The 17,556-nt window shown below is 54.4% G+C and carries 18 protein-coding genes; all 18 read right to left on the bottom strand.

Annotated features, from left to right (window positions below; genetic code table 11):
- Positions 1-19: 19 nt before the first annotated feature.
- Complete coding sequence (locus tag EDM60_RS01595) at positions 20-994, bottom strand: hypothetical protein (protein ID WP_122962389.1); 975 nt, start codon at positions 992-994, stop codon at positions 20-22.
- Positions 987-1,862: a cell division protein FtsX gene (locus EDM60_RS01590; RefSeq protein WP_122962388.1), complete on the bottom strand. Its 876-nt coding sequence runs from the start codon at positions 1,860-1,862 to the stop codon at positions 987-989. The genes EDM60_RS01595 and EDM60_RS01590 overlap by 8 nt, the downstream gene beginning before the upstream one ends.
- The gene (locus EDM60_RS01585) at positions 1,859-2,506 is read right to left on the bottom strand and encodes a cell division ATP-binding protein FtsE (RefSeq protein ID WP_122962387.1); all 648 of its coding nucleotides are present in this window, start codon (positions 2,504-2,506) and stop codon (positions 1,859-1,861) included. Before EDM60_RS01585 ends, EDM60_RS01590 begins: the two co-directional genes overlap by 4 nt.
- Positions 2,506-3,111, bottom strand: a complete 606-nt coding sequence (locus EDM60_RS01580) for a hypothetical protein (protein WP_122962386.1) — start codon at positions 3,109-3,111, stop codon at positions 2,506-2,508. The genes EDM60_RS01585 and EDM60_RS01580 overlap by 1 nt, the downstream gene beginning before the upstream one ends.
- Positions 3,108-3,755: a phosphate starvation-inducible protein PhoH gene (locus EDM60_RS01575; RefSeq protein WP_122962385.1), complete on the bottom strand. Its 648-nt coding sequence runs from the start codon at positions 3,753-3,755 to the stop codon at positions 3,108-3,110. Before EDM60_RS01575 ends, EDM60_RS01580 begins: the two co-directional genes overlap by 4 nt.
- Before the next feature lie 49 nt (positions 3,756-3,804).
- Positions 3,805-4,632 carry an ABC transporter ATP-binding protein gene (locus tag EDM60_RS01570; RefSeq protein ID WP_122962384.1) on the bottom strand — a complete coding sequence of 276 codons (828 nt, stop codon included), beginning with the start codon at positions 4,630-4,632 and terminating at the stop codon, positions 3,805-3,807.
- 19 nt (positions 4,633-4,651) lie between these two features.
- Complete coding sequence (locus tag EDM60_RS01565) at positions 4,652-6,370, bottom strand: dipeptide/oligopeptide/nickel ABC transporter permease/ATP-binding protein (RefSeq protein ID WP_122962383.1); 1,719 nt, start codon at positions 6,368-6,370, stop codon at positions 4,652-4,654.
- Positions 6,367-7,377: an ABC transporter permease gene (locus tag EDM60_RS01560; protein WP_122962382.1), complete on the bottom strand. Its 1,011-nt coding sequence runs from the start codon at positions 7,375-7,377 to the stop codon at positions 6,367-6,369. Before EDM60_RS01560 ends, EDM60_RS01565 begins: the two co-directional genes overlap by 4 nt.
- A gap of 16 nt (positions 7,378-7,393) precedes the next feature.
- Positions 7,394-9,049, bottom strand: a complete 1,656-nt coding sequence (locus tag EDM60_RS01555; protein ID WP_122962381.1) for an ABC transporter substrate-binding protein — start codon at positions 9,047-9,049, stop codon at positions 7,394-7,396.
- Positions 9,050-9,088: 39 nt separating this feature from the next.
- On the bottom strand, positions 9,089-9,613 hold the full coding sequence (locus tag EDM60_RS01550; protein WP_122962380.1) for a hypothetical protein: 525 nt from the start codon (positions 9,611-9,613) through the stop codon (positions 9,089-9,091).
- 304 nt (positions 9,614-9,917) lie between these two features.
- Positions 9,918-10,814 (bottom strand): LysR family transcriptional regulator, encoded by an 897-nt coding sequence (locus EDM60_RS01545; protein WP_229049773.1) that lies wholly within the window; start codon positions 10,812-10,814, stop codon positions 9,918-9,920.
- Between the two features lie 193 nt (positions 10,815-11,007).
- Positions 11,008-11,574: a glycerol-3-phosphate responsive antiterminator gene (locus tag EDM60_RS01540; protein WP_122962378.1), complete on the bottom strand. Its 567-nt coding sequence runs from the start codon at positions 11,572-11,574 to the stop codon at positions 11,008-11,010.
- Between the two features lie 18 nt (positions 11,575-11,592).
- Positions 11,593-12,405: a sugar phosphate isomerase/epimerase family protein gene (locus tag EDM60_RS01535; RefSeq protein ID WP_122962377.1), complete on the bottom strand. Its 813-nt coding sequence runs from the start codon at positions 12,403-12,405 to the stop codon at positions 11,593-11,595.
- 18 nt (positions 12,406-12,423) lie between these two features.
- On the bottom strand, positions 12,424-13,227 hold the full coding sequence (locus tag EDM60_RS01530; protein WP_122962376.1) for a carbohydrate ABC transporter permease: 804 nt from the start codon (positions 13,225-13,227) through the stop codon (positions 12,424-12,426).
- 12 nt (positions 13,228-13,239) lie between these two features.
- Positions 13,240-14,127 (bottom strand): carbohydrate ABC transporter permease, encoded by an 888-nt coding sequence (locus tag EDM60_RS01525; RefSeq protein WP_122962375.1) that lies wholly within the window; start codon positions 14,125-14,127, stop codon positions 13,240-13,242.
- Between the two features lie 27 nt (positions 14,128-14,154).
- Entirely contained in the window at positions 14,155-15,495 is a 1,341-nt protein-coding gene (locus EDM60_RS01520) for an ABC transporter substrate-binding protein (RefSeq protein WP_122962374.1), read from the bottom strand.
- Complete coding sequence (locus tag EDM60_RS01515; protein WP_122962373.1) at positions 15,483-16,640, bottom strand: ABC transporter ATP-binding protein; 1,158 nt, start codon at positions 16,638-16,640, stop codon at positions 15,483-15,485. Before EDM60_RS01515 ends, EDM60_RS01520 begins: the two co-directional genes overlap by 13 nt.
- Positions 16,641-16,735: 95 nt before the next feature.
- A complete protein-coding gene (locus EDM60_RS01510) occupies positions 16,736-17,524 on the bottom strand; it encodes an HAD-IIA family hydrolase (protein ID WP_173597268.1) in 789 nt (262 codons plus the stop codon).
- Positions 17,525-17,556 lie beyond the last annotated feature (32 nt).

Raw genomic sequence — 17,556 nt, 5'->3', positions numbered from 1 at the left:
CTCCCATCCAGATGATCTGCTAGTTTTGGCTATCTCCGGTTCGTACGATCAGCCCTCCGCTTGTTTGCTGGAGATAAAAGGGCGCCTGTACACGAGGCAATTGCAAAAGCTGTGCATAAGGAATGCGGAAGCCCTGCAATTCCTCAATCAATGTTTCCGGCATCAAAAAGCCGTTGAAAAATCCCGCCTCGAAAACCAGGGCAGCCGCATCCGAAGAATCTTTCAACACTTGTCCAATCAAAATCACGTGCAAGTCAGGCTTTTGAAACACCACGTACACGTGATCCGAACGGAAAAAGTAGCGCAGCTCGCTGCGTTCGTTGATCCAGCTTTCGTCCAGACGATACGGCTGGGAAGCGGTGCCCGTCTGAGTGGAAGCCCAGGTGGCTGCCTGCTGCTCCGTCAAAGCGCGGTCTTTTGCCAAAATGGCGAGCAAAGCCGGCTCCACCTCCGCCATCCAGTCGATATCCAAATAATTGGCGAGCTGCTCGATCGGCAGTTCCGGGTTGTCGGCGAGAAATGCGCCTCTGGCTTGAAGATTTTGCTCAATCATGCCAAGCAGCTTCTCGTGTCCTTCCAGCGTTTCTTTCGTGGCGACCAGTTGCTTGTAAGCCAGATACAGCTTGTCCAGCTCCTCCATGTATGCGTCCAGATTCCGCTCGATCAGCCATTGACTGCCGAGAATATCGACAGGCTCCTGTTGCTGCTGCAACAAGCTAACCCACGTATCCAATCCCATCTCACTGTAAAATTGCAGCTTGTCGACTGCTACCTTTTGATCCGCAACATAGCTTTTCTCAAGCTTGGCAATCTGCGGCGCAAGCCTGGCGATCTCTTTTTTGGTCTGAGCCACTTCTGCTTTCAGCCGTTCGGTGGTGCTCTCGTCGTTGACGGTCACGAGAAAATTCGCAAATGCGCCTGTCAAATGCGCATACGCCCCTGTCGCCCCTAAAAACAGCCCTGCCGCCACGAGCAGCATCAGCTTTTTACGCATGATTGATCAGCTTCCTTGTCGAAGCATAGCTGGCTGACAGCCCTAGCAAAGAGCCTGCGAGCGCCATGCCTCCCATCATCTCGTACACCAGCTGCTGCGAGAAGTGAAACACCAGCGGGAACTGTTTTTGCAAAGGCAACAGCATGCCCGAAAAGAGCCAATAAATCGCTACGGCCGCAAGCAAGCTGCCAACGAAGCCAATCAGCCAGCCTTCAAACAAAAATTGCCCCCTGACATGCCACGGGTTCGCACCAAGCAACAGCCGGACGCGAATTTCCTGCTGCCTTTGATACATGGCCAGATTCATCGCGATAAACACCATCCCGAAAGCGAGCGCGCCCAGACCAAGCAGCAAGCCCAAGCCGTACTGGTTCAGTTGGGCCGACCAGCGCAAGATCGTTTCGGCAAATTCCTGCGGATAGACGACTTTTGTGATGCCGTTCATCGTCTGCAATTGTTCCGCCACGAGCTTGATCTGCGTCTTGTCGCGCAGCTCCAGGCGGATTGCGTCCGGAATTTGACTCTCCTGAAAAGAGACAAGCAGGTGCTCCCGCCCGGCAAAAAATCCGGCCAATCGCTCCAGCATTTGCGCCTTTGTCTCGATTTCGACGGATTGAACGAAGCTTTTTTCCTGCAAAATGGCCGCGATAGCCTTCGTATCCGCAGCAGGGTCTACATACAGCTTCATGGCTACCTGTGACTCCAGATAGCCCATCAAATCCCCGACACCGAACCTTCCGAGCAACAGGATGCCCGCGATGAGCACTGCGACAAAAATCAAGACTGCCGCAGCCGCCGCAGCCCCTATGTTTCGCTGAATGCCTTCGCGCGCATCCCTGAGCATGTACATGCACGATTGTCTGTTCATACGACGCGTACCCGCCCCTGCTCCATCATCCACGTCTTTGCCGGAAATTGTTCAACCAGCCGCTCCGAATGGGTGACAATCAACATCGCCATGTTTTCCTCCACATGCAGTTCTTTCAGCAATTGCATCACTTCAAACGCTGTCTCGCTATCCAGATTCCCGGTAGGCTCATCTGCCAAAAGAATGCGCGGGCGATTCAGCAGGGCACGCACGATCGCAACGCGCTGCTGCTCGCCCCCCGACAACTGGTCAGGAAAGACATCCTTCCGATCCAGCAGCCCGACTCTTGCAAGCAGCCGCTGCGCTTCCGGTTCGATTTCGCCCCACCGTTTTCCGACGACCTCGCCAGCGAGCGCCACGTTTTCCATGACCGTCTTTCGCGGAAGCAGCTCGAACGATTGAAAAATGACGCCCATCATTCGCCTTAACTCGAATTTGCGGATTTGTTCGATCGGGACGGCATCAATATCGATGCGTCCCGCAAACTCGGTTTGCTCCCGGTACAAAAGCTTGAGCAGCGTGCTTTTTCCCGAACCCGACCGCCCCTGCAAAAAGGCGAACTCCCCTGCTTCCAGATGCAGGTCGAGGTCTTGCAGAATGACTCTCTCCCCGTAGCTCTTGCAAAGCTTTTGCAGCCGGATCATCAGACGTTCCCCTCTGCCAGCCACGGCAGGAAGCCGTCGAGAAAGCGTTCTGTCGCAGGCATGAAGTACGAGCCAAAATGAAAGTCCGGATCAAGCGTAGTGACGATCCACGTACCCGCTGTGCTCACCTTGTCGACATACAGGACGGCTCCCCCGTCTTCGGTCGAAATCAGCACCTCGGCACCCTCCGGCGGCCAGTACACCCCATGCTGATGCCAGGTCGCATCTGCCAGCGTAATGTAGGAAAACAGATCGTAGTCCGGCTTTTGCAGCACCAGCCCGCTCTTCGCGTTTTTGTCCAGCCACCACCAGAAGTTCGTCGGGCGAAGCTCCCAGTTTTGCCCCGGAATCCATTCGCGCGGCTGCGGACCGAAAGCGACGACAATCCCGCCCTTTTCCGCGAACTGTTTGATTTTCTCGCGCGATTTCATCACCAGTCCCATGTGCAGCTGCGAGGGAACCACCAGCGCATCGAACTCATCCAGCGACGTGTTCTCAAGATCAGGCAAGTAGATGAGCCTGTCGTAATACTTGCGGTACTTCGGCTCGTTCAAACTGCGAAAATGCTGCGAGCTGCCGCCGTACAAAGCTGCGATCTTTCTCATGCGTACGCTCCCCTTTCCTGAGGCTCCTGAAGCTGCCGATATTCGTTCCGCGCCCACTCGGTGAGTTGCAGCGCAATTCGTCCGGTCGATTTTCCCGGGTGATTGTAGCCGAACAAGTCATTTCCCGAATGGACGAGAATCGTGCCCTTCGTACTGTTCCGGTCGATATACGTAATCGGTTCTCCCCCCGGCAAGGTCAACAACACCTCAGCCCCGTCCGGCAGCGGGTGATGGCCTCTGGCGAAAAAGCCTGCAACACCTTTGTTGTACGTCATGTCGTACGTCTGCACTCCGGCAAAAATCGGATGCTCCTTGGCGATCGTCACATCATAGTCGGAATGATTGCGAATTTCTTTTGGCACAAAAGCAGACGCGCCCGGCAGCCACGGCAAAAACAGATTGCCGCTGAACACCAGCACTTTTCCTCCGTCGAGAAAATCACGAATCTGCTCTTTTTGCTTGTACAAAAGCTCCTGGTCGATCAGCCCGGTAATCACCAGGCACTTGTATGGCGACAAATCGTGCTCCGGCAAATCGTACACATCGATGAAGGAAAAAAAATCTTGATAATTCGGGTCTTTCAGACGCGGCTCCCCAAAGCAGCAGCCCGAATCGAGCATCAAAAAATCGGTTCGTTGATCCATGTATGCCTCCTCGTTCCTTTTTTCCATCAAGCAATCGAGTAATCCCCGCTCAAAACTGGTCAAGCTCCCGCAACGCCTCGATCAGCCGCAACGTAAAAGGATGCTGCGGGTTTTCCGTCACTTCTTCTGGCGTGCCCGTCTCCACGATCTGCCCCTGATTGAGCACGAGCAGCCGATCACAAAAACCTCGCGTCAACGCCAGATCATGCGTAATGAACAAATAAGCGATTTCATGCCGCTGGCTCAGTTCTCGCATAAGCCCCAGCAAATCGAGACGCAAGGAAGTGTCCAGCATGGAAGTCGGCTCGTCAGCCACGATGAGCTGCGGCCGGGTGATGAACGCGCGAGCCAAGCCCACCCGCTGGCGCTCCCCGCCGGACAGTTCATGAGCGTAACGGTGCATGTAACGCTCCGGTGACAGCGCAACTTCCCGCAAAGCTTCCCGGACCAGCTCCGTCCTTTTGGCCGGATCGTTCTTGTGCAGCCTGGCGATCACCAGCGGCTCTGCGACCAGCTGTTCAATCGTCATCCGCGAAGAAAGCGACTCGTACGGGTCCTGGAAAACCATCTGAATCGACCTCGTGGCTGCTCTGCGCTCTTTGGCTTTCATCGCCAGCAAGTCTTGGCCCTGGTAGATCAGCTTCCCCTTGTCCACCTGCTCGATCCCGGCGATGATTCTCCCAATCGTGCTTTTTCCCGCTCCGCTCGCACCGACCAGGCCGACCGTTTCCGTTTGCCGAATGGAAAAGCTGGCGCCGTCAATAACCGGAGCAGCCTGCCTCGATGCGCCCTTGCTCCCGTAAGTTTTGTACAGCCCGGATACTTGCAACAACACCTTTTGCTGCATCGTATCCCGCTCTTGTTTGTGCACTCCCATCCTTCTTGCCTCCGTGAAATTATCGTTGTCCCTGTCCCTGCAAGGAACGCTGCTCAAGGGCTGGCGTCAGCCTTGGAATCGAATCGATCAAGCGGCGCGTATACGGATGTGTCGACGTCTTCGCCAAAGCGAGCGTGTTCCCCTGATCGACGATTTTGCCCTGATTCATGATGAGGGTGCGGTCAGCCAGGCTGAGTACGACAGGGAGATCGTGCGAAATAAACACCATCGACAGCCCGAGCGTGCGCTGCAAGTTTTTCAACAGCTTGATAATCTCCACCTGAACCATGACGTCCAAACCAGTCGTCGGCTCGTCAGCTATGATCAAATCGGGCTTGTTCACAAGCGCCATGGCAATCACGACACGCTGGCGCATGCCTCCGCTCAGCTCATGCGGAAAAGCAGCGGCCCACCGGGAAGCAAGTCCGACTTGCGCAAGCACTTCGTCAATTCGTTCCGCGATCTCGTCTTTGGACATGGACTGATGGGAACGGAGCGCTTCTGCCAACTGCTCTCGCACGTTCATCACAGGATTGAGCGCGTTCATCGCCGCCTGCGGAATCCAGGCAATCCGATTTCCCCGCAGCCGTCTCACCTCTTCGGACGAGAGCTGCGTCAAGTCGCTGCCTGCAAAATAGATTGCTCCCTGCGAAACGAGCGCTGGCGGCTTCAACAACTGCATGACAGCCGACGCAATCGTGCTTTTGCCGCTGCCCGATTCGCCAACCAGCCCCAACACTTCCCCTTTGCGCAAAGCAAAGCTGACAGCATCCACTGCGCGAACCGTACCGCCGTCTTTCGGATACTGTACGGTCAAATTTTGCACGTCCAGCAAAGCGTCTGCCGCCGCAGGCTTCACAGCGGCCAGCTTCTCTTGCGCCAGTCGCCGATCTCTCTTCGCAGCAGGCGCCTGATAAGCGCGAAGGCGCGGATTTACCCGCTCCTCCAGGTAATAGCCGATCAAGGAAAAGGCGAGCACGGTCATCACGATGCACAAGCCAGGCGGAATCACCCACCACATCCACGCCTCAGTCAAAAAGGCGCTGCGCGAGTTGGCGTAAAACAAAATGCTTCCCCAGCTTTTGGACAGCGGATCTCCCATCCCCAAAAAGCTGAGCGAAGATTCCATCAAGATCGAGACATTGACAGCCTGCACGAACTGCGGGATGACCAGCGGCAGGATGCTGGGAAAAATGTGCTTCCGCAAAATATAGAAGTGACCCGCGCCCATCGATCGCGCAGCCAAGACCGCTCCTCGCGTGCGAAACGACAGCGTCTGGGCGCGAATTTTCCGCGCTTTTCCTGCCCACATGACGAGCGTGATGACGAGCACCTGCGTCAACAGACTCGGCCCGATGTACACCCCGATCACGATCATGAGCGGCAAAAACGGCAAAGTCAGGCAAATGTCTACAATCCGCATGAAGAAGGCGTCCAAAAACCCCCCTGAATATCCCGAAACCAGGCCGACAACCGTGCCGATCAAGGTAGCGAGCAAAGCTGCGACAATCCCTACCGTAAGCGAGGTGCGCGCGCCCACTACCAGCTCGGCCAAAATGTCCTGCCCCATGTCATTCGTTCCAAGCCAATGCTCTTTTCCAGGCGGTTGGAACGGGGCACCAGACTGCTCGCTGGCGTCGTACGGCACCAGGTAAGGTCCCACGAAGGCAAGCAGCAGAACGATCGCCAGCAAAAACGCGCCGAGCCAACCAATCATTTTGGAACCAATACGACTCATGGAGACTCCTCCACTTGTTTTCTTTGACGGGCACGCGGGTCAAACAGCGGATATGTCAAATCCGCCAGCAAATTCGCCGCGATGACCCCTAGCGTGATGATTAAAAAGACGCCTTGCATCATCGGGTAATCCCGCGCAATTACGCTCTCATAGAGCAGCCTGCCAACCCCCGGATAGGAAAAGACCGTCTCGACGACGACAGCGCCACTCACCAATATCCCCAGGCTCATCGTGATGTGCGTGTACACGGGCAACAGAGCGTTGCGCAGCGCATGATTGAAAATCAGGCTGCGCTTGACCGCCCCTTTGGCTTCCGCCATCAGCACGTAATCTTGCCCCAGCGTATCGAGCATCGACGAACGGGTGAGCAAAAAATTACCCCCGATAGTCGCAAGCGTAATCGTGATGACGGGAAGCGTCATATGTTTGAGAAGGGCGAGCACATACTCCATGCCGCCCCCGGTAAAAGCGATTGGCACGGCTCCAAAGGAAGGGAACCAGCCCAGGCTGACCGAGAAAACCGCAATGAGCAGCATGCCGATCCAAAAGCCGGGAATCGATTCGATCGTGAGCATCCCCGTCAGAAAAAGCAGGTCGCGGCGCTTCCCCCGGTTCCACGCAGCATAGGCACCGATGGCGATGCCTATGACTGCGCTCACGATGAGAGAGGGAGCTACCAGCAGAAACGTCCACGGCAGTCTGTCTGCCAATACTTCTGTTACTGGCTTTCCGTACTTGATGGAGCTGCCGAGATCGAACCGGAACACACCTGTCATGAAATCAGCGTATTGCTGCCAAAGCGAGCGATCCAAGCCAAGTTCATGCTCGACTTGCTGGCGTTGCTGCGGAGTCAGCTCGTTGATGGTCGACTCGCCAAAGAAAAATTCCAGCGGGTCGCCAGGCGCCAGCCGCGGCAGAGCAAAATTGATCGTCAGCGCGACGGCCAGCACTAGCACATATTGAATGCATTTTTTGCCGAATGCAGAGGAGAACCAGCTCCCACCCATGACAGCTCCCCCCGTCTTACTCTTTAGCTACTGCCTTTTTCACGCCATCTGGCAGCAAGGAAAATTTGTTGATGACGCCAAACCCTGGCGACTCTACCCATTGGTCAAATTTTTGCGCATTGTACGCGAATTTCTCTTCCGGGTAGTACAAGACGATGCTGGTCGGCTGCTTGTTGAACAGCTCCTGCATTTTGAACGCGATCTCTTTGCGCTTGTCTACGCTCGTTTCCGCCATCCATTGCTTGGTCAGCTCGTCCATGGCCGGATACGGGATTTTTTTGTTCCACAAGTAAGACGAACGGTGGGACATCACAAATTGATCCGGGTCAGCAACGCCGTGAGCGCCGATCGTACCGATGACGAGGTCAAAATCACGCGTCTGGGAAACGGTCGCCATCGTTCCGGAATCGAGCACTTCTACGTTGATTTTGATGCCGACTTTGGCGTACTGCTCCTTCAGCATTTCGGCAGCGCGAATCCACGCCGGCTCTGTAGATGGTACTTTCAGCGAAAACGCGAGTGCTTTTCCATCTGCTGTCTCGCGGACACCGTCATTGTTTTGGTCGGTGAGCTTCAATTCATCCATCACTGCTTTTGCTTTTTCCACATCGTACGGCGTGCTCAGGTTTGGATTGGTCCACGGCGAATCCGGGTGAGGATAGCCTTTCAAGCCAGGTCGTCCTTTTCCGAGCAGCACGGTATCTGTAATCGCTTGGCGATCCACGGCGAGCGACATCGCATTGCGAAACGCTTCCTGATTGAATGGCGCTTTTTCGTAATTCAGCTTCAACTCGATCAGCGACAACGGAGCGGTCTGAACGACTTTCATGTTGGCCTGATTTTGGAAAGAAGCCTCCAGCTCAGCGGGAACCGGACGTGCAGAAATATCGATTTCACCCGCACGCAGCGCATTGAAGATCGCTGTCGGGTCTTTGATCACAGGCATCACCAGGTTGTCGACAATCGGGCTGCCCATGAAATAGTCTTTGTTTGCTTCGAACTTGTAGTATTGATCTGCCTTGTATTCGACCAGCTTGTAAGGGCCGGTTCCGATTGGCAGGTCGGTATATTTGCGCGGATTTTGCACATTTTCCCAGATGTGTTTCGGCAAAATCGGCAGGTCGGCAAAGGTGATTCGTTCCAAAGTCGGGCACGCATAAGCGCATGTGAAGCGTACGGTCGAAGGGTCGTCCAGCTCGATTTTGGAGATGTGCGGCACTTCGCTTACGTGGTGGGTGTGGCGGTTAGCTGGGCCGTCGCGATAGTATTCATAGGTGAATTTGACGTCTTCAGCTGTAAACGGCTTGCCATCGTGCCACTTGATGCCGGAGCGGATTTTGACCACCCATGTCACGTCATCGAGCTGCTGCGCGGATTCCGCCAGCCAAGGCTGCGGCTTTTCTACATAGGGGGAAGGCGAGAACAATTTATCGAAGACAAGCTCTGTCAAATAATCGATGTTTCCGGTGTAGATGTTCAGCGGGCCTGCGTCCGACGGCAAGCCGATTTTCAGCTCGGGCACTGTTTGATTAGCCGCACCCGCAGCTTCGCCGTTTTTGGGTGCGTCAGCTTGACCAGGTGCCGCATTTTGATTCGACTGGCAGCCCAGCACGAAGACAGACAGGACTAACAAATAACTGAGAAAAAGTCCGAAAGACTTGCGTGTATACACGTGTACAACCTCCTGCTTTCCAATTTATCAGTTGCTTTCTTAGGCGATTCGCTTGATCGTCAAAAGCTCATGCTGCGGCAATGCCAACGCTCGCTCCGACAGCGCAAGCTTCAGCTTCTCGAAGTCGTGCACATCCTGCTCGGTCATGGTTTGCTCCCGACCTTTTTTCAAGTAATCGTAAAATTCAGCGGGCAAAAAGCTGTCCAGCAGCGCGACCTCAACCGCCCGTCCATCTGCGGCCGTAATGACATATGCATACGACTGCGGCCGATGAGGATCGAATTGAGCGACAGGGTAGTCCACATCGACTTGATAGGCTCCCCGCGTCACTGCACGAGTCACGTATTCAAAGACGTCGCGAAATCCTGGCCCGGCGTGACCGGAAAGAATCGACAATTCTTTTCTCTCTGGCGCCTCTTCGCCAAACAGCTCGGCAAAAGCCGCCTGAAGCGTCCGAAACCCAACCGCTACGGCCATCAAGGCGAGACTTCCATGGTATTTGGTCACATCGTGAAAGCTAAGTTCCAATACTTGGTTGCGATCTCGAACACGGATCACAGACATGAAAAAACCCCTCCATCGTTGACTTGTATGTGTTTGTATCTGAAAACTAGGTACATCTTAATCCGATTGATAATGAATATCAATCCCACTTGAACGCCCGCTTTTTCGAAAACCCGCTCTCCTCAACAGCGCCCATTCTCACATAATATTTTTGAATCTACCTATTCATTTTCTTGATAGCATAAATGTTTCCAGCCCTTTACCTGCAAACAGCCGGCATGAAAAAAAGGCCCGCCCCCACACTGACCCGTGCAGGGAACTGGCCCGCTTGCTTTATGGACGTATCTATTCAACAAGGAAACAGTCAAACAGTCCGCAAATAGTGCTCCACGTTTTTGCAAAAGGCGCGATCCGCCTGGCTCAGCTCGGCGTTTTTGCGGAAGACAAACCCGTTTTGCCGTCTGATTTGCATGGACGACACAGGCACAGTCGCCAGCTCGCCTCTGTTCAGCTCTTCCCTGACCGCTCCGGAAGGGAGAAAAGCGATGCCATGGCGCGACTTGATCGCCTGTTTGATCGTCTCGAAGTTGCTCATCTGCAAAAAGCGCGTCTTCACCTGGCGACTATTCAAATGATTGATGACATATTGCTGCAAATACTCGCTTTTGGGCAGCAAGATCGATTCATTGTGCAAGTCGCGTGCGTACAGCAGCCTTCTTTTGGCCAGAGGGTGATCCACAGGCAGCACAAGCAACAGCTCTTCCTCGAACAAAACAGAAGTCTCGAAATTTTTGCGTATATAGTCATCTTCGGGGTAGATTGGCATCAAGGCGTAGTGCGTCCTGCCCTCCTGAAAGCAGCGAATGAGATCGCTGTAGCAATACGTATTGATCTCCAGCGGCTTCTGCGGCAAAATCGTATGCAGTTCATTGAGAACATCGGAGAAAAAGTAGCCCGCAATATAATTGCTGACGTAGACAGACAATACCCGCTCCTGCTCGCTCACCCGCTTCAACTCCACCGCAGCCTCTTCGACCAGATGGGAAATCCGCTTGGCATAGCTGAGCAAAATTTCCCCCTGTTGCGTCAACTGCACCTGTTTCCCCGAACGCTGAACAAGCGGCGATTCGAACAGCTCTTCCAACTGCTGAATATGGTGACTGATCGTTGGTTGAGAGCAAAACAGCCGCTTCGCCGACTCGGTAAAAGAACCGCATTCGGCAAGCACGATGAAAGTTTCCATTTTTTCCAGTGTATTCATAGGCAGCACCCCGCGAATGACGCACAGTAACCATAACTGGTCATTTGTTGAAAATGATAATTGTTATCAATTAAAAGTTTACTTGATCTGCTGAAAAGTGTCCATGCTCAAATGTGCATATCGTGCATGACCATGCAAAAGCGGCTGCCGTCCCGTCCGCATAAGACGAAACAACAGCCGCTTTCTTCTACCGTCAGCCTGTCAGATGATTCCACATCTCCGGCCTGCTCAACGAAACCGCGTCCGCACCGCTCGCCAACGCTTCTTCCACCTGCTGCAAATTCCAGATCAGCCCGCCGAGAATAATCGGCTGCGACAAATGATCTTTTATGTACGAGATGATCGACGGCGCGATGCCCGGCATGATTTCGATCGCATCCGGCTGGTTTTCCTGCACGTTTTTGATCGTAGTCGTCAGCGAAGTCGTGTCGATCAGGAAGACGCGCTGGATCGTCAGCATCCCTTCTTTTTTGGCTGCGCGAATCATCGGCCCTTTTGTGGTGACAATTCCGGTCGGCTTGATGTAAGAAGACAGGAACCGAAATGACTCTTTGTCGTTGGACAAGCCGTTCATCAGATCAGTATGCAAAAAAATCGGTTTTTCCGACTGGCTGATGGCTTCTGCTTCCTCCATCAAGCGAGTCAGCTTTCCGTACATGAGCAAAATGGCGCAAGCTGCGGAATCGAGCGCCTCTCCCAAACGGTCTTGTTCAGTCGCAGCGATAATCCGATTCGTTTTCAACATCGTACCCAGATCCATAGTCAGCGCCTCCTGTTCTCATCGTTGCGATCCAATTCGCTCTACGCTCACTCCGGCACTTGGCAACTGCCGCGTCTCGATTACCCAGCTCCCGGCAAACCCGTTTCGGGCAAGCAAAGGCCATATCTCCGCAAAAGGAATCGTTCCTTCGCCCACCGCCAAGTGCTCGTCTGCCTCGCCCCGGTTGTCGCTAATATGCAGCGCAGACAAGTACGGCAGCGCTTGCTCCAACGCTTCGAGCGCATACCCGTGGCGAATCAGATGGGCGTGTCCCACATCATAAGTAAGACCAAGCTGCCTGGAGTCCACTGCCTTGCACACCTCAAGCAAATCGCCAACATCCCAGCCGAACAGCTTTGAATAAGGCGGCACATTTTCCAAAGTCAGCACGGTGCTTCCATGACTCACCTCGGGCAGCAGCAACTGTACCGCCCGGGTGACATTTTCCCCGCCTCTCGCCCGTTCTGTGTGATCGAGCCGATCCGCGATTTCTCCCGCGTGCATCACCACATGCGTACTGTGCAAAAAGCTCGCGATCTCCAGACACCGCTTCATCGTATCAAGCGTTTGCTCCCGGACTGCACCCGCTTCCGCCGCCAGGTTGCAGCCGGAAATCGGCGCGTGAATCGACCAGCTAATGCCATACTCGACGCCTTTTTGTTGCAGCTGTGTCAGTCGCTCTTTCGACCAGCCCAACAGCTCGGCGTGACCGTCCTCGCACATGATTTCGATTGCTGTCCAGCCATCGGCAATCAGCCTGTCGATCGCTTCTGACAGCGGCAGCTCGAACAAGGCATAGCTGGATACGGCAAAACCGCTTTTGTCCCTCATCTCTCGTTCCCCTTTTGCCTACTTCACCCCGGAATGGATGAAGCTGTTGATAAATTGCCGTTGAAACAGCAAGAACGCAAGCACCAGCGGAAAAATGACCATCACCGTAGCCGCGCTGACCTCTGCCCACTGCGCTCCTGTCTCAAACGACTGCGCAAAAATAGCCAGCCCTACCGTGAGCGGCCGATTCTCCACCGAGTTCGTAATAATCAGCGGCCACATGAAATTGTTCCAATGGTAGCTGACTGACACCAGACCGAACGCGATGTATGTCGGCTTCGCCAAAGGAACGTACACCCGCCATAAAATTTGCAGCCAGGAGCAGCCCTCCATGCGGGCAGCTTCCTCCAGCTCGTGGGGGATCGTCTTGAACGTTTGCCGCAAAAGAAACACGCCAAAGGCGGAAGCAAAGTACGGCAGCATGATCCCGATCTTCGTGTCGAGCAAGGACAGGTCGCGAAGCACGTTGTAGTTCGGGAAAATCAAAATGTCGGCAGGCACCATCAGCTGCACGAGAAACAAGACAAACAGCACGTCCCTGCCCCAGAAACGCAGCTTGGCAAAAGCGTACGCAGCCAGCGTAGTCGTAACGATCTGTGCAACCAATACTCCTGTGACAATCAAGAAAGTATTGAAGTAATACTGGGCGAAAGGAGCTGCGTCCCACACCTTCGCGAAGTTTGCCAGCGTAAAGTCTGCGCTGAACGTCCATGATGTCGCCAGTTCCCTGGGCCGAACGGATGTCCAGACCACCCAAAGCAGAGGGAACAGCCAGACTACAGCCAATCCGTACATGCCAGCGCTTGTCAATTTCCGGACCATCTGCCATCCCCCTTAGTTGTAGTGAATTTTTTTATCCAGACCAAAAAACTGCACAGCAGCCACTGCCAGAAGCAGCACGACCATCACAATCGTCAAAGCGGATGCCATTCCTTGATCCCAGAAAGAAAATGCCGTTTCGTAAATGTAGTACAGCAAGAGATTGCTGGCGTTGTCCGGGCCGCCCTTCGTCATGATGACCAAGTGATCCACGAGCTTGAACGAATTGGTAAAAGCGATAATGCTGACAAACATGGTCGTCGGCATGAGCAGCGGGAACGTCACCCGCCGAAAAACCGTCCAGGCCGACGCGCCCTCCATGGCAGCAGATTCGTACAGCTCCTGCGAAATATTTTGCAGGCCAGCCAGGTAAAAGATCATGAAGTAGCCCGCTTCCTTCCAGATGACCATGAAAATCATCGCCCACATCACGTTCGATTGATCCCCGAGCCAGTTCATATCTCCTTTTCCAAACCAGTCCATCACATGGCTAAGCGCTCCGTACTCCGGCGTGTAAATGAACAGCCAGATGTTGGCGACGGCAATCATCGGGACAACCGTCGGGTAAAAGTAGGCGGTACGGATAAAGCCTTTGCCCCGCAACGCTTTGTTGGCAAACAGCGCCATCCCGAGCGCCAACGCCACGCTTGTCGGAACGGTTCCTAACGCGAACCAGAGGTTGTTGGTCAGCACCTTCCAAAACACGTCATCTTCCAGCATTTGTTTGTAATTGTCTATCCCGTTAAAAAACGGCTCTGGGGAACCCAGATCCGCTTGATGAAAACTGAGAATAACCGTTTGCCAAACAGGATAGAAAGTAAACAGCAGCAGGAAGATGAGGGAGGGAAGGAGCAGCAGCCAGGCGTACACGTTCACTTTCCATTTTGCTCGTAGTTCCCCCATCGTCGCTCCTCCATTTGCCTCGTTCGATTATTTGTTGAAAGACGCCAGCACTTTGTCTGCCTCTTCCTGTGCTTTTTTCAGCGCTGCGGCAGCGTCTGCCTTTCCGGTAAGAACAGCTTGCAGGTTGTCGTTCAGCGCTTTTGTCACTTTGCCGTTGTTGTGCGTGGAAAACTCGGCATGGCCGTACTCCAACTGATCGCGCGCTACTGCTGCCGCTGGAAAATCTTTGACGTACTGCTTCATGATCTCTTCTTCGTAAGCAGACTTGCGCGTCGCGACATAGCCCGTATCGATGCTCCACTGTGCCGCGCGCTTAGGCTCGGTCATGAACCGGATGAATTTCCACGCCGCTTCCTGCTTCTTCGCATCCGTGCCTTTGAACATGTAGAAGTTGCCGCCGCCAGTCGGGCTGCCGTAGTTCTTTTTCGCAGGCAAAAACGCTACGCCAAAGTCAAACTTCGCATTGTTTTTCACGTTGGTCAGGTTTCCGGTCGTGTGGAACATCATCGCCGTCTTGCCTTCGAGGAAATCGGATGGCACCGTCGCCCATTCAATTACGCCTTCTGGCATCGCCTTATGCTTTTTCGCCAGGTCGACCCAATATTGCAGCGCCTCAACATTTTCAGGCGTATCGAAAAATACTTTTTTGCCGTCTTCTGTCATCAAGTTTTTGCCGTTTTGCAGGGCCAAAGCCTGGTACATCCAGTACGTAAAGCCGGAGGAAGGAATTTCAATGCCCCAACGCCCGTCTTTTGTCAGCTTGGCGGCATACTCAGCCATCTCATCCCACGTCGCAGGCGGTTTTTCCGGGTCGAGGCCGACTTCCTTGAACGCTGCCTTGTTGTAGTAAAGCACGATCGTGCTGCGCTGGAACGGGATGCTGTACGTTTTGCCGTCTACCTGGGAGTTGGCCAGGAAGCCCGGGAAGAAATCTTTGACGTATTCGTTGCCGCCGTCTTTGGCAATAAACTCGTCCAGCGGCAAAATCGCATTCATGTCCATCATCGTGTGCAGCTCGGTGGAAAGCATGACCGCTACGTCAGGCGGCGTTTTTCCTTGCACGGCAGCCTGGATTTTCGTGGTCGTGTCCTGATAGCTGCCTGTATAGACGGGCTTGACTGTAATGCCCGGATTTTCCTTGTTGAACTCTTCCGCCATCCCGTCGACGATTTTGGTCAGGGGGCCGCCGACAGCTACCGGATAGAAGAAAGACAGCTCTGTATTGCCCGCAGGCTTCGTTTCAGATGTGCCCGGCTGTGCTGGTTGCCCTGGTTGGCTGCTGCCTGTGGTGGAAGTCCCGCTGGAGCATCCTGTAAGTAGAGCCAGACTCATCGCGACTGAAAACAGACTTTTGACTACTGTACGCATCGCAGTATCTCTCCTTTTTCTCTTCCGGCCGTGATGGCCAAATTTTTTCCGGATTGCGAATCAAACAGACTGACATGCTCCAGGGCAAAGCCTACGCGAACAAGATCTCCCCGGCGGCATGGCCACTGCCCGTTCCATTTTGCCTTCCACAGCTTGTCTCCCAGCTTAAATTCCACGATTGTCTCGGAACCGAGAATTTCCACGCCTTGCACACTGACGAGCAACGAGCGGCTCTCATCCGCGACCGCGCCCGGTTCCAGCGGCTGCAAAGCTTCGGGACGCAAGCCGAGGACAACAGGAGTGCCGTCCTTGATGCCTGCCTGTGGGCCAAAACCAAGCGCAAGCGGCAAAAAACGTCTGCTCGGATCATCGCTCAGCTCCACGCCTGATTGCGCGCCATTGCTTCGCCACACCGCCTGCGTCGTATTCATCGGCGGCGCGCCCGTAAATTCAGCGACAAACAAGTTTGCAGGGTGGTTGTAGACGTCAAGCGGTCTGCCCACTTGCTGCACCTCGCCATCGCGCAACACCATCATTCGATCGCCCATCGTCATCGCTTCTACCTGATCGTGGGTGACGTATATCATCGTAATTCCCAGCTCCTGCTGCAACTGGCGAATCTCTGTCCGCATGTGCCCGCGCAGCTTGGCATCGAGATTGGACAGCGGCTCGTCCATCAGACAGATCGGATGCTGGCTGACGATCGCCCGCCCGAGCGCGACCCTTTGCCGTTGTCCGCCCGACAGCTCTTTTGGCTTTCGGTTCAAAAGCGCTGCAATGCCCAGCATCTCGGCTGCGTGCTCCAACCGCTTGACCTGATCCTGTTTGCTCACTTTTCGCACCTGCAAGCCGAACAAAATGTTATCTTTGACCGTCAAATGCGGATACAAGGCGTAATTTTGAAACACCATGGAAATATTCCGGCCACTCGGCGGAACCTCGTTTACCCGTTTGCCTCCGATCAACAGCTCTCCGGCGCTGATCTCTTCCAGCCCGGCAATCATTCTCAACGTCGTCGACTTGCCGCATCCCGAAGGCCCGACCAGTACGAAAAACTCCCCGGGCGCAATGATCGCGCTCACTTCGTTGACAACCTGTTGCCGCTCGTACATTTTGGAAATGCGTCGCAATTCCACTTCCGCCACGACCATCCCTCCTAAAACCTATGGCGTTTGCCCTTCATCATCCGATGATACCAACCGCGTGATAAGCAAATATTTGGAAACTGTAAAGCTTTGATCTACATTTGCCCGCCGTCCATCGTCGGCAAGACCAGATCGGGCTGAATTTTGGCGTGACCGAGTTCCGCGCTTGTCGTCACTCCGGTCAGCACCAGCGCTGTCTTCATCCCGCTGTTGATCCCGAGCAAAATGTCCGTCTCCAGACGATCGCCGACCATCAAACAGCGCTCAGGCAGGACATCCAGCTGCAAAAAGACTTGGTCAGCGTAAAAGCGGGACGGTTTCCCCGTCATCGCCCACGTGCTCGCACCGCCTGCCGTTTCAATCGCTCGCGCCAGCGCCCCTGTATCGGGGATCGCTCCGCCAGGCACCGGACATACCGAATCGGGATTTGCCACGATCAGCTTGGCCCCGTTTCGCACCGCATCGGCTGCCCGCTGCAACTTTTCGTACGTAAAAGCCCGGTCCATTCCCACCAGCACATGTGTGGCGCTCATCGCATCGGCTGTCTGCGGAATGTGAAACTCGGCCATCTCCTGCTCAAGCGCAGGCTCGCCGACCACCAGCACGCACGCTTGTTCATGGTCTGCCAGCTGCTTGAAATACAGGCCCGCCACGTAAGCTGCCGTCATGATCTCATGGCGTTCTACGGCAAGCCCCAGCTTTTCCAGCCGCTGCCGACAGCCCTCTCGCGTCTGCACCGTCGTGTTGGTCAAAAACATGATCTTCTTCCCTTTTTGCCGCAAAGTGGCGAGGATTTCTTCCACGCCAGGCAACAGTTGATCTCCAATGAAGATCGTCCCGTCCAAATCAAAAAAATACGCGTCATAAAAAGCTGTATCTAGCAAAGCCTCTTGCCGCTCCTTTCCTTGGGAAACAC

This window comes from Brevibacillus parabrevis (genome assembly GCF_003710905.1).
Classification (GTDB): domain Bacteria; phylum Bacillota; class Bacilli; order Brevibacillales; family Brevibacillaceae; genus Brevibacillus; species Brevibacillus parabrevis.
Note: the sequence above shows the minus strand (reverse complement) of the source record. Positions and strands in the feature narration are given on the sequence as shown.